This is a genomic window from Chryseobacterium sp. (genome assembly GCF_041914225.1).
Taxonomy (GTDB): Bacteria; Bacteroidota; Bacteroidia; order Flavobacteriales; family Weeksellaceae; genus Chryseobacterium.
The window spans coordinates 15,261-28,559 of record NZ_JAYSDT010000011.1 but is presented as its reverse complement, the minus strand read 5'-3'; the positions used below and the strand labels follow the sequence as shown (position 1 = coordinate 28,559).

13 protein-coding genes and 1 riboswitch are annotated in these 13,299 nt (G+C 38.5%); of the genes, 12 read left to right on the top strand and 1 reads right to left on the bottom strand.

The features are described 5' to 3' along the window. Positions 1-87: 87 nt before the first annotated feature. The 12 genes from ACE3RB_RS07255 (at position 88) to ACE3RB_RS07200 (ending at position 12,356) form a co-directional block, all read left to right on the top strand. Positions 88-363 carry a YHS domain-containing protein gene (locus ACE3RB_RS07255; protein WP_374463611.1) on the top strand — a complete coding sequence of 92 codons (276 nt, stop codon included), beginning with the start codon at positions 88-90 and terminating at the stop codon, positions 361-363. Beyond that, positions 350-1,027, top strand: a complete 678-nt coding sequence (locus ACE3RB_RS07250) for an SCO family protein (RefSeq protein ID WP_374463610.1) — start codon at positions 350-352, stop codon at positions 1,025-1,027. The genes ACE3RB_RS07255 and ACE3RB_RS07250 overlap by 14 nt, the downstream gene beginning before the upstream one ends. Positions 1,028-1,213: 186 nt before the next feature. Further along, positions 1,214-1,888 carry a superoxide dismutase gene (locus tag ACE3RB_RS07245; RefSeq protein ID WP_374463609.1) on the top strand — a complete coding sequence of 225 codons (675 nt, stop codon included), beginning with the start codon at positions 1,214-1,216 and terminating at the stop codon, positions 1,886-1,888. Between the two features lie 4 nt (positions 1,889-1,892). After that, positions 1,893-2,261 carry a hypothetical protein gene (locus tag ACE3RB_RS07240; RefSeq protein WP_332388356.1) on the top strand — a complete coding sequence of 123 codons (369 nt, stop codon included), beginning with the start codon at positions 1,893-1,895 and terminating at the stop codon, positions 2,259-2,261. Between the two features lie 213 nt (positions 2,262-2,474). Beyond that, positions 2,475-3,305: an MbnP family protein gene (locus tag ACE3RB_RS07235; protein ID WP_374463608.1), complete on the top strand. Its 831-nt coding sequence runs from the start codon at positions 2,475-2,477 to the stop codon at positions 3,303-3,305. Beyond that, complete coding sequence (locus tag ACE3RB_RS07230) at positions 3,298-4,347, top strand: cytochrome-c peroxidase (protein ID WP_374463607.1); 1,050 nt, start codon at positions 3,298-3,300, stop codon at positions 4,345-4,347. Before ACE3RB_RS07235 ends, ACE3RB_RS07230 begins: the two co-directional genes overlap by 8 nt. Before the next feature lie 11 nt (positions 4,348-4,358). Beyond that, a complete protein-coding gene (locus ACE3RB_RS07225; protein WP_374463606.1) occupies positions 4,359-5,306 on the top strand; it encodes a transporter in 948 nt (315 codons plus the stop codon). A gap of 92 nt (positions 5,307-5,398) precedes the next feature. Further along, positions 5,399-5,585: riboswitch (cobalamin riboswitch) on the top strand. Positions 5,586-5,693: 108 nt separating this feature from the next. Beyond that, positions 5,694-7,103: a TonB-dependent receptor gene (locus tag ACE3RB_RS07220; protein ID WP_374463605.1), complete on the top strand. Its 1,410-nt coding sequence runs from the start codon at positions 5,694-5,696 to the stop codon at positions 7,101-7,103. Continuing rightward, positions 7,043-7,723, top strand: a complete 681-nt coding sequence (locus ACE3RB_RS07215) for a TonB-dependent receptor domain-containing protein (protein WP_374463663.1) — start codon at positions 7,043-7,045, stop codon at positions 7,721-7,723. The genes ACE3RB_RS07220 and ACE3RB_RS07215 overlap by 61 nt, the downstream gene beginning before the upstream one ends. Further along, complete coding sequence (locus ACE3RB_RS07210) at positions 7,720-8,853, top strand: YncE family protein (RefSeq protein WP_374463604.1); 1,134 nt, start codon at positions 7,720-7,722, stop codon at positions 8,851-8,853. Before ACE3RB_RS07215 ends, ACE3RB_RS07210 begins: the two co-directional genes overlap by 4 nt. A 15-nt stretch (positions 8,854-8,868) precedes the next feature. Beyond that, positions 8,869-10,062: a cell surface protein gene (locus ACE3RB_RS07205; RefSeq protein ID WP_374463603.1), complete on the top strand. Its 1,194-nt coding sequence runs from the start codon at positions 8,869-8,871 to the stop codon at positions 10,060-10,062. A gap of 35 nt (positions 10,063-10,097) precedes the next feature. Next, positions 10,098-12,356 carry a DUF5074 domain-containing protein gene (locus ACE3RB_RS07200; protein WP_374463602.1) on the top strand — a complete coding sequence of 753 codons (2,259 nt, stop codon included), beginning with the start codon at positions 10,098-10,100 and terminating at the stop codon, positions 12,354-12,356. A gap of 136 nt (positions 12,357-12,492) precedes the next feature. On the opposite strand, the gene ACE3RB_RS07195 is transcribed toward ACE3RB_RS07200, so the two are convergent. After that, positions 12,493-13,248: a T9SS type A sorting domain-containing protein gene (locus tag ACE3RB_RS07195; RefSeq protein ID WP_374463601.1), complete on the bottom strand. Its 756-nt coding sequence runs from the start codon at positions 13,246-13,248 to the stop codon at positions 12,493-12,495. Positions 13,249-13,299 lie beyond the last annotated feature (51 nt).

Below are 13,299 nucleotides of genomic sequence, written 5' to 3'. Positions count from 1 at the left end.
ATAAACGACTTATGATTCCGTAAGTTTAAACCTGTGTTTTTGTGTTATTAATTTATTTAACATTATTAATTTCAATTTAACATTACAATGAAATATCTTATTATTTCGGCTGCTGTGCTGTCGGTATCATTGCTGTCATGTACCAAAGAAACGCCTAAGGTAAAGCATGCAAGCCACATGGACTCCTCCGGAAAGAAAATAGAAAATGTTCAGGTAGTGAACGAAGAAGATCCTGTCTGTCATATGAAAACAGCCGGATCTATTAAAGATACCGTGGTATATAAAAATAAAACGTACGGTTTTTGCAGTGTGTACTGCAAAGGTGAATTCAAAAAAAATCCTGAAAAATATGCCCAAAAATAAGAAGCCCAATAATAAAAGTAAAGTAATCATTCCTATCGCGTTATTTGCATTGCTTTTCCTGGGAATTGGCGTAGGAATGGGTTATTTTAAAAAGAATCTTTACACTGTGATGAAAGTTCCGGATTTTGAACTCACCGATCAGAACAGTAAAAAAATCACCAATAAAGACATGCTGGGAAAAGTATATCTTGTTGAGTTTTTCTACAGCAAATGCCCTACCATATGCCCGGTGATGAATACCAATATGAAGGCGATTCAGAATCAGATTAATGACCCAGATTTCGGTATTATCTCCATCAGTATTGATCCGGAAAATGATACCCCTGCAGCATTGAAAGAACATGCTGAAAGAATAGGAGCAAAATCCCCGAACTGGCATTTCCTGATTGGAGACCGAACCTATATTGGTGATCTTGCGGATAAATTTAATATCTACGTTGGCGATAAAGAAGATGAAGGAGAAAGCCTGAACCACAGCGGAATGATTGCTCTGGTAGATCAGGACGGAAATATCCGCTGCAGATATAATAAAGAAAATATGCCGATCCTTTATTATTCAGGATTAAACTATGAAGATCCGGAAGGTAAAACTCCAATGCTCACAGGAAAATACCACCCGGACAGAGAAATTCTGATTGAGGATATTAAGAAATTATTGAAATAGGGAAGATGGAAGCTAGGTGCCTGAAGCTGGAAGTTATTCCAGACGATGCAGCTCTGGCGATTTTTGAGATGGCCGTAAAGGTAAATAGAAGTTGAAGAAATATGTTACTACATTCATTACTTCCAGCCTCCATCTCCCATCTTCCATCTTAAGAATAAACATTGTTCAACCATAAACAAAAACGTTATGAAGATTATGAAAATAGCTGCCTTAAGTGCAGTTTTCGCGGCTCAGTTCGTACTGGCTCAGTTTAAGCAGACTCCTCTGCCTTATGCGTATAATGCTCTGGAAGGAAATATTGATGCCCAAACGATGGAAATTCATTATTCAAAACACGGTGCAGCTTATGCAGCCAATTTGAATAAAGCCATTGCAGGAACCCCACAGGAAAAAGAAACGTTGTTTCAGATTCTTTCCAATGTATCAAAACTGCCTGCTGCAGTAAGAAATAATGCCGGAGGACATTACAACCATGAATTGTTCTGGACGGTTCTTACACCTCAGAAAAATACACAGCCTTCTGCAAAATTAGCAAAAGCCATCAATGAAACTTTCGGAAGTCTGGATGCCTTCAAGGAGAAAATGAGCAAAGCAGGAGCAGACCGTTTCGGTTCCGGTTGGGCGTGGCTTTCTGTAGATAAAAACGGGAAGCTATTCGTTTCATCAACTCCAAATCAGGACAATCCTCTGATGGATGTCGTAGAAGAAAAAGGAACTCCTATCTTCGGAATTGATGTCTGGGAACATGCTTATTATTTAAAATATCAGAACAAAAGAGCAGATTATCTTACCGCAATCTGGAATGTTACCAACTGGAAAGAAATCAGCAGAAGATATGACGATGCGATAAGCAAGAAATAATCTGATGAAATTATTTTACAGCATACTTTTTACTTTTTATATGGTGCTAAGACCTTTAGTACCCGTGGTAGAGTATGCTGTAAATTATGATTATATCGTTAAGGTTCTCTGCATTAATAAAAACAGACCAGAGATTCACTGTAATGGAAAATGTTATCTGAGTAAAGAATTGGCCAAAGCTAATGATTCAGAATCTTCACCTTTCCAGAAACTTAAAAACTCAGGACAGAAAATTCTTGATATTTATATCCTTCCTGAAACTACGGCTATTAATGCTACGGAAAGACGACCGTTTTTCAATTTCAACTTCACTTACGAAACAGCCTATTCTTTTCTGTTTCTTACCCACATTTTCAAACCACCGGTTTTTTAAGTTAAAACTCTCACTATTCAACCACAAAAGTCACAAAAGCTTATTTAAATTAAAAGTCTTTGATTTTTAAAAGCTTAAGTGTTTTTATTATAGATACACTTATCACTTATATAGCTTGAGTGTAAGAGCTTTTGTGTCTTTTGTGGTAAAAAAGAATGTTTTCACATTCAAAATAACACATCCAAAATAACATTCAACTTAAAAAAATCAACAATGAAAATTTCTCAATTTTTATCACTATTCTGTATTGCCTTTATTTTATTCTCTTTTACAGCCTGCGAAAGCAGCAGAGATGATGATAATCCACAGGATATTACACCCGGGAAACTTCAGATCAAGTTTGAAAACGGATTTAATAACGTAGGAGACATTGTCCTGAATCAGACCGTTCAGACTTCTTCCAACGGACAGAAACATAATTTTTCTGCTTTGAAATACGTCATCAGTAATATCGCACTGATAGACGAGAACGGGAACGAGTTTAAATACAATAAAAACAACCCTGATAAAGGTGCATTTATTGTCGATCAGGCAGATGCCGTAGCCGGAATTATCTACCTTAATCTGGATGGCATTCCGAAAAACAATTATAAAAAAATAAGATTCGGATTGGGAATCAGTCAGAAAGCGTATCTGCTGGGACAGGACGGACAGGCTGAATTCTGGACGAAAGCCAAGCAGAAAGGAATGTCCTGGTCATGGGCTGCAGGATATGTTTTTGTAAAACTGGAAGGAAAATATGGTGCAGATGCTCCTTCCAAGGAATTTATGAACCATACCGGAAACATGGGAAATGTTGTTGCTAACGAACAGGCTGACCTATACCGTGAAATCACATTAAATCTTCCGACAACAGCAAGAGTAACAGGACAGATTCGTCCATCTCTTCATATTCTGGCAGATCTGAACCAGTTCCTGAGCGGAGATAAACCCCTTACACTTACCACAGCCAATGACATGCTGATGGGCTCAAATCAGCACCTGGTAGATGTTACCAATAATCTTACAAAAATGTTCAAAGTAGACCACGTTCACAATGATTAATTTTTTTATCAAAACAATCCTGGTTCTGCTTGTATTCGTATTAAGCTTTATTTCATGTTCTGATGAGATTATCCAGCCACTGGAAAAGGACGAAGCTTACAACCTGAAGTTTCCTTCGTATTTCCCGGAAATGACTTTCGATCAGTCAGCCAATCCTGTGACAAAAAACGGAGTGGAGCTGGGACGAAAATTATTCTATGAAGGCAGACTTTCCAGGAATAATACCATTTCATGCGGTTTCTGTCATATCCAGGAAAATGCTTTTACTCATCACGGCCATACTGTAAGCCATGGCGTGGATGACAGAATAGGAATCCGGAATGCGCCACCTATTCAGAATATGGCTTTTTTGAAACGATATATGTGGGACGGTGTGATTCATAATCTGAATGAACAGCCAATAAGTCCCATTACAGATGTGAATGAAATGGACAGCTCTATACCGGAAGCGATTTCGAAAATAAAAGACGATCAGAAATATAAAAAACTGTTCCGAGAAGCATATGGAGACGAAACCATTACCGGTGAAAGAATTCTAAAGGCATTATCACAGTTTATGGCTTCTTTAATCTCTGCAGATTCAAAATATGACAGATTCAGGCAGGGAAAAGAACAATTGACTTTGGCGGAATCTCAGGGAATGGCATTATTTAATCAGAAATGTGCTTCTTGCCATAGCGGAGAATTATTTACTGACGAAAGTTTCCGGAACACAGGAATGTATTACAATACGGAGTTCAAAGACGCCGGACGGTACAGAGTTTCTCTCAATCAGGTTGACTGGATGAAATTTCGTGTCCCAAGCTTGCGAAACGTAGAATACACAGCGCCTTATATGCATGACGGAAGGTTTTACACCTTAGAGGCTGTGCTCAATTTCTATTCAGATCAGGTGGAAGATAATCCCAATCTTGATCCTCGGCTGAAACAGAACGATCATGTAGGAATTGCCATGAACAGTCAGGAAAAGCAATCGATCATTGCATTCCTGAAAACATTATCGGATAAAAGCTTTATATCCAATCCAAAATTTGCAGAATAATTTATAGAAATATGAAGAAGATTATAATGATACTAAGTTTGATCCTGTTGAATCAGTATCAGGCAAAAACCATAAGAGACAGTGCTTATAGCGCTCCGGAGACCTTTAGCAGATTCGATTTTGATGATGATTGTGATGCTTGTGGTTGTGCAGCAGGAAACGGATCTTCCGGTTTTGAATCTTTGCTGAATCCACAGTTTATTGGAATCAAATACTTCGCCCAGCATTACAAAGCCAAAGAGAATTTATTTGTAAAAGACCTTACCCAAGATCAGTATTTTAATACCCTGCAGCTTTGGGGGAAAATTCCATTGACGAAAAAACTGAGCGTTTACGCAAGTCTGCCCTTCCATTTCCATGAAAAGAAAACGATGCAGGGAGATATTAAAATCAATGGGATAGGAGACCTGAACCTGATGGGAATTTACCAGTTGATGAGTTCTAAAGATAATTTCCATCATGTGAGCGGAGGCTTGGGTGTGAAAATTCCTCTGGGAAAATTTGATGAGAAAGGAGCATCCGGTGTCAATCCAAGTTTTCAATTGGGGACCGGAAGCTGGGATTATCAGGCAGCTTTGAATTACAAATTTCAGAAAAATAAGTTAGCAGTATTGGTTAATACAGACTATACGATCAAAACAGAGAACAAGAAAAATTACCGTTTCGGAAACCAATGGAACTATGCTGCGACAGGTTTTTATCAGGTTGCCGGAAACGAAAAATCTATATTCTCTGTAAAAACCGGAGTTCAGGGAGAAGTATATGCTCAGAATAAACAGTTTGATGAAGCGCTACCGAATACTGCAGGAAGTGCCTTGTACGGAAAATTAGGCTTTGAAGCTTCCTATAAAAAGCTGAGCCTGGGAAGTGAAGTCATGCTTCCCATGTACACTCATCTGGCAGGAGGAGATATTGAAGCCAGATCAAGATTCAGTATTTTTCTGAATATTGGAATTTAAAAAGAAACCCTTGTTGAAATCATGTTAAAGCTCCTTCGGGAGCTTTAATTGTTTATAAATCATGATTTTAGTTGGGTATTAGGAATAATTATTTATCTTTGCCGGAATTTGGTGAGCCGTAAAAGCTCTTAAAAGGGAATCCGGTGCAAATCCGGGACAGACCCGCTGCTGTAAGCTCCGCACCAAAGTTTTTGAAGAATATATCCACTGTTTTTAGGAATGGGAAGGATTTCAAAAATGGAGTAAGTCAGAAGACCTGCCAGATAATAATCGTTTGACGCTTTCGTGGAATAAAGCTTAGGACATCAATGATTCTGTGCAGTGACAGCTGTGCTTTATCGTTGTATTCTTATATCCATTAGCGTCATCATTATCCTAAATGAGCTAATGGTGGCAAAACTAACTACTTCTGCAATTCATAAAGCTGTTTTCACCATACTGGTGTTAACATCTCAGCTTTTGTTTTCCCAAACTAAGAAAAAAGACAGTCTTCAGGAGGAGACCATTAAAGGAATCAATCTTTATAAAAAGAATTTTAAAGAAATCCTTCCTGCACAAACATTACAAGGCGAGCAGCTGGAAAGGCTGAATAGCCACTCTGTTGCTGACGCTTTACGGTATTTTTCAGGTGTCCAGATTAAAGACTACGGCGGATTAGGTGGTTTAAAAACCATTAATATCCGGAGTATGGGAAGCCAGCATGTAGGGGTTTTCTATGATGGAATTCAGTTGGGGAATGCCCAGAACGGACTTGTTGATCTCGGAAGATATTCTCTGGATGATCTTGAAGAAATATCATTATACAACGGACAGAAAAGTGAGATTTTTCAACCTGCAAAAGATTTCGGTTCTTCAGGATCTATTTATTTACAGCCTAAAACTCCTCTGTTTAAAGGAACAAGAAAAACCAATCTTGTGATAAGAGCCAAAAGTGCTTCCATAGATCTCTTTAATCCTTCATTCAGGCTGGAACAGAAGATTTCAGACAGAGTTTCTGCCAGCTTCAGCGGAGAATTTATGCAGAGTGACGGAATTTACAGGTTCCGGTATGCCAAGAAATACCCGGACGGACAGCAGGCTTATGATACCATCGCAAAGAGACAGGACTCAGATATCAAAGCAAAACGTTTTGAAACTGCTCTCAACGGAACTTTAAATAACGGAAGCTGGAATATCAGAGGGTATGGTTATATTTCAGACCGTGGAATGCCGGCTCCCATTGTGAATGGCCGTTTTGGAGGAAGAGGAGCGAGACTTTCCGATGAGAATTATTTTGTACAGGCCAATCTTAGGAAAAAGCTGTTTCCGAAATTCGAAACTCAGCTAAAAGCTAAATTCGCTTATGATTATACCCATTTTATGGATACGGTTCGTTCGCAGTCTATTATTCATACTGATAACACCTATATTCAAAGGGAGCTTTATCTTTCTTCATCTAATATTTATTCAATTACTCCCAATTGGGATGTCAGCCTGAGTGGGGATTTTCAGTACAATAATCTGGATGCTAATCTGGATAACTTTTCTTATCCTACACGGTATACCACATTGGTTGCCCTGGCAACAACCTATCAGTGGAACAGATTCAAAATTCTGGGGAGCCTGTTGGGAACCTTTACATTTGAAGAAGTAAGGAAAAACAAAAGGCCGGGAGATGCCAGAGAATGGACGCCAGCCGTATTTATGAGTTATCAGCCGGAGATCATTCCGGAGCTTACCCTTAATTCTATAAAAGAATCTTCAGACTTCCAACCTTTAATGATCTGTATTATACCAATATCGGGAACACGTATTTAAAGCCTGAATTTACCAATCAGTATGACCTTGGATTTACCTATCAGAAGAATTATACCAATCGTTTCTTTAAAACCTTTTATGCTAAAGTAGATGGTTATTACAATAAAGTACAGGACAAAATTGTAGCCGCTCCCAACGGAAGCATGTTCCGCTGGCTGATGATGAACCTTGGAATGGTTGAAATCATTGGTGCTGATGTGAATATACAGACAGAACTTCAGCTGGGAAAAGTAACTCTTAGACCTTTGCTTTCCTATACTTATCAAAGTGCAAGAGATGTGAGTGATCCTGAAGATACTTTCTACAAAAATCAGATTCCCTATACGCCATGGCATAGCGGATCTTTCAGTCTGATGGCAGATTATAAAGACTGGAGTTTCAATTACAGTGCAATGTACGTAGGAAAAAGATATGATGTGAACCAGGACAATATTCAGTACAATTATGTGCAGCCCTGGTATACGCATGATCTCTCTGTTCAGAAAAAATTCAACTGGGCGAATCATCAATTTAAAGTAAGCCTTGAGATGAATAATATTTTCAATCAATACTATGATGTGGTCATCAATTATCCGATGCCAGGAAGAAACTTTAAACTTATTCTAAACTTCACCCTATGAGAAAACTAAACTTTTATTTTTTATTTCTTGTCTTAGCTTTTCTTGCGTCATGCCGTACAGATGATATTATTGTACGCCAGGAAGTGGTGGAAGGGCTGCCTTCAGAAAATACAGCCATAAAAGGTTTTTATATGCTGAATGAGGGCAATATGGGAAGTAACAAATGTACCCTTGATTTTTTTGATTATACGAAGGGAACTTATTTCAGAAATATTTATGCGGAAATCAATCCCAATGTGGTAAAAGAACTGGGAGATGTGGGAAATGATATTAAAATCTATGGTAGCAAACTCTATATTGTTGTTAACGTTTCCAACAAAATTGAAGTGCTGGATGCCAGAACCGCGAAACGTATTACTTCAATTCCTTTGCAAAACTGCAGATATCTTGTGTTCAAAGATGGAAAAGCTTATGCCAGCAGTTATGCCGGCCCGGTAGCGATTAACCCGAAAGCCCCGAAAGGGAAAGTAGTGGAAATTGACACAACATCTCTCACTATCAAGCGTGAAGTTGTAGTAGGATACCAGCCTGAAGAAATGGAAATTGTGGGAAATACATTATTTGTAGCCAATTCCGGAGGATACAAAGCGCCTGATTATGACAATACAGTTTCCGTAGTCGATCTGAATACTTTTACAGAAATTAAAAAAATAGAAGTTGCCATTAATCTTCATCACATTAAAAAAGACAATTACGGTGATCTGTATGTGAGCTCCAGAGGAGACTATTATAATGTTCCTTCCAACCTTTATGTAATAGATGCATCAACAGGAGCTGTCAAGAAAAATTTTCACCTCTCAGTCAGTGAAATGACAATTGTTAATGATAAACTCTATTTCTATGGCAATGAATTCAATTACAATACCCACAGCTATAAAAAATCATTCGGGATCATTGATGTGAAAACAGAAGAGATTATCGCCAACAGTATTTTTGATAAAGAATATGAAACCGCTATTAAAACCCCTTACGGAATAGCCGTAAACCCCATTACAGAAGATATCTACATCACAGATGCCAGAAATTACGTTTCCATGGGATTTGTGTACTGCTTTGATAAAAACGGACACTTTAAATGGAAAACGGAAGGCGGAAATATCCCTGCCCATTTCGCTTTTTTATACAAATAACCAAACATTAAAGAAATGAACAGAAATAGCTTTACTTATTTAAAAGCCGGAATTCTATCATGCTTCCTTATAGGAGTAATAGCATGTAAACACGATGACGAAGATGAATTTACATTTAAAGGGCTTGATGATTCTTACACTATTGAGCGCTTGAAAGTATTAAGTATTCCTACGAATGCATCAGGATCGGTTACGTGGAGTATTAACGATTCTATTATTTCTCAAAGCCCTGAGCTTGAATTTATAAGTCTGAATGCAGATGCTTATCCTCTGACTTTAAAGATTAACAGTAAAGGAAACGAACAGATTTTTCATTCTAAAATCATTGTTAACAAAGAAAAAACACCTTACAGTAAATACATTTCAAAAGTATTGGAGTTTCGTCCTGCGGTAGGGCAGTTCATGAATGAAATCCCGGAATATTTACCAGGAAATACTGTTGCGAATATGCTTCAGAAGGCCAATGAATCTTTGGTGGGAGGAAATTCTACCATGATCAGCCTGGGAGGATATGGAGGATATGTAGTGTTCGGTTTTGATCATACCATTCCGAATTTAAATGGACGTGATTTTAAAATACTCGGAAATGCATTCTTTGGAAATGATGCCGCGGATCAACGTTCAGGATCCTGTGAACCGGGAGTTATTATGGTCGCTTATGACAGAAACAAAAACGGAAAGCCGGATAATGATGAATGGTACGAAATTGCTGGCAGTGAATATTTTAAAAACACAACCGTAAAAGATTACAGCATAACCTATTATAAACCTAACGAAAATAAAACACCTGTAGCCGGAACTGAATTCTGGCAGACCGATGTGGAATATATCAAGTGGAGTGACAATCTGGGTAATCAGGGATTCAAAACAAAAAATACCTTTCACGCACAAAGCTATTATCCTTTGTGGTTTACCGATAGTTCTTACGGCTTTTCGGGGACAAGGCTTGCAAATAATTTCTTCGATCAGAACGGAGACGGTTCCTATTGGGTAGGAAAATCGTATGCGTTTGGATATGCTGATAATGCTCCGAATAATGATGAAGCTTCCAACATCGATATTTCCTGGGCAGTAGACAGAAGCGGAAAATATGTAAAACTTCCCGGAATTGATTTTATGAAAATATATACAGGAGTTAATCAGGAAGCCGGCTGGCTGGGAGAGGTTTCTACAGAAGTGGCAGGAGCTTACGACTTACATTTCAAATAACAAGTCAATAATACAATCTATTTAAATTAATAAAAATGAAAAAGTTTTATCTTTTTATGATGCTTTTTCTGTTTGCATGTTTATCCAATGCACAGATAAAAGTTCAGGGAGTACCTAGAAATGATATTTCGGGGATCAGTCAACTTAATACCACTACCATCAGTTTTTCTGATATTCAGTATTGGGTAGGGTCAGGAGCCAACCAGGTTGCTTTTGTAGTACAGTGGAATGACGCTAAAAATCCTGATGCTATGGTCTGGGGATTCAAATGGGACGGAAATGCCACAGGAGAAGACATGCTGAAAGCTATTGCTAAAGCAGATCACAGGCTGTACACATTGCTGTATCAGGGAACACAGTTCGGATCAGCAGTCGGGGGAATAGGTTTTGATCTTAACGGTCAAGGTACCAATGCTCTCATTAAAAACGGAAATACCACATATCCGTTATATCCTGTAAACGGTTTTGTAAACACAACGGCTTATGATTTCGACAGCTATACAATTGTAGACGCGGCCAATGATCACTGGCAGTCAGGATGGACCGTTAACGGATACTGGGCGTATTGGGTGAAAAATCCGACTGATGCAGATTTCGGATATTCCAGTGTTGGAGCTTCCTCACGTACATTGCAAAATGGTTCATGGGATGTATGGAATTTCAATGTAGGATTTAATGAAACACCTGTTTCTTCTACTATTACTCCGGTTTCTCCATATGTAGCCTCTACAAACTATACCAACGGATATTTTATGGTAAACGAAGAATGGTTTGGCCATACCAACGGTTCTGTAAATTTTATTGATAATAATGGTCAGATCAATTATCGTGTCTACAGTAATGCAAACAATAACCAGGCTTTCGGTGCCACTACACAATACGGAACAATCTACGGGGATAAATTTTACTTCGTATCAAAGCAGGCTGCCGATGGAGGAGATACCCAGTATACGCCGGGTGGAAGACTGGTTGTAGCCAATGCGCAGACCATGCAGAAAATTGCAGGATTTAATAACATCGGAGGTGGTGATGGAAGATCTTTTGTAGGAGTGAATGTACATAAAGGTTATATCGGTACTTCTACCGGAATTGTCCTTTTCAATATTGATAATCTGCAGGTAGGTTCTTTGATTACCGGAACCGGCGGAACCGGTCAGATTGGAAATATGATCCGTACTTCACAATATGTATTTGCAGTGAAGCAGGGGGTCGGAATTTTAGTAATCGATCCCAATACTGATACTATCGTGAGCACTGTTGCCGGGGGATTCTATTCAGTAGTTCAGGCTAAAGACGGAAGTGTATGGGGAATTCAGGATCAGAAGCTGATCGGCATCAACCCTACCACCTTTGCAACACAGGTTTATAATATTCCTACCACTAAATACATTGGGGACTGGGGAGCATGGAATGCGGGAAGATTTACGGCAAGTAATAAAGAAAATGCCTTATACTGGATCAATTCTATCAGCAGCTTTAGTTCAGGAACACAGATTGTAAGATTTGATGTTACAACAAAAACATTTAACGAAAACTTTGCAGCAATTCCGGGACAGACAGGGCAGTTTAAGCAAATTCCTTACGGTGCAGCTCTTCGTGTAAACCCCGTTACCGGTGAAATTGTTCTGAATACCACAGAAAGCGGGTATGGTGCACACTTCCAGAAAAACTGGATTCATATCTACAATATGAGCGGAACTCTTGTCAATACCAAAACACTGAATGATTATTATTGGTTCCCTGCATTGACGGTATTTACCAATAATTCAGTTCCTGTTGTAAGCAATACTTTACCTTCACAGCTTACAGCAACTAATACGACTTCGATTGATCTGAAATCAGTAATTTCTGATGCGGACAACATGACGGTATCCGTTGTAAAGTCTATAAAATCAAACAGCAATCCTACAGCTGTTGCCGCAGTGATTAATAATAATGATGAGCTTGTTTTGACACCACTTGCTTCAGGTACATCTGATATTGTGATCAGCTTTAATTCCAATGGTAAATTAGTGGAGAAAACACTTACGGTGAACAGTACAACATCAACTCTGGCTACTGCTGAGGTGAAGAAACTTGAATTCAGCATTTATCCTAATCCGGTTACTGATATTCTTACCATTAAAACACAGGAGAAAATTCAGAATGTTTCTATCTATGATGCTTCTGGCAGAGTTATCAATGCACAGCTGAATAATGGACAAATCAATGTAAGTGCTCTTCCAAAGGGTGTTTATATTGTAAAAGCGGTAACAGATAAAGCGGTATATCAGCAAAAAGTTATCAAAAACTAATACTATTTTAGATAGTCAATCTTGTTAATCTAACCCTGGCCAAATTGGTCAGGGTTTTTTAGTAAATATTGAATTGTAAATAAAAACCCGGCAAGCTTAAAAGCTTGCCGGGCCCGATCTGTTATGTATCTTTTCCTTACTTGATGGTCACTTTTTTAGAATATGTTTTTCCTTCTTTTGTAGTGATATTCATGATGTACACTCCTTGCGGCTGCTTGGTTTCAAATGTATTGGATGTCAGCTTGGAACGGAATACTTCTTTTCCTGAAGTATTGGTCAGGGTTACTTCTGAACCGGCCGCAGAAATATTTTTATCAAGAGTAAACTGTCCGTTTTGGTTATGAGCCATAAAGTTGATGAACGGATCTTTATACTGATAAGCGTAATATACTCTAAGCTCACCGCCAATATTCAATAATCCTGAATTTACATTGATTTTGATACGGTCAAAAGGAATATTCATTGTAAGCTCGATTTCACCTTTGCTTGGATCTCCGGCGCCAAGGTTGATCAGTTTTGTGGCAAGACTTGTGTAATCGTTGTTGGAAACATCTCCATTAAATGTTTCAATAGAAACACCTCCCAATACCTGGGCAGACAGAGGAGTTCCGTTTGAACCAATGGCTAGAACAAGCTTGTTGGTATTGTTCGCGATATTGGTAGTAGGGAAGATCAATGTCTGTTCCGTTCTCGCCAGAAGACCTACTGAAACCTGAAGGGTAGAGTAGTCATTTTCGTTACTTCCTACTGCATTTTGAGGATTCAAAACACCACAACCTAAGCATATACCAAGTACCTGATTGGTTTGGCTGCTTGCATAAGTTTTTACAATCTGTGCAAAAGACATTGCGCTCGTTAAAAATAGGAATGATGCCAAAATTGCAGCTTTCATTGTGCGTTGGCTAAGTAATAAATAAGTTTTCATATGTAGAAAATTTTGGGT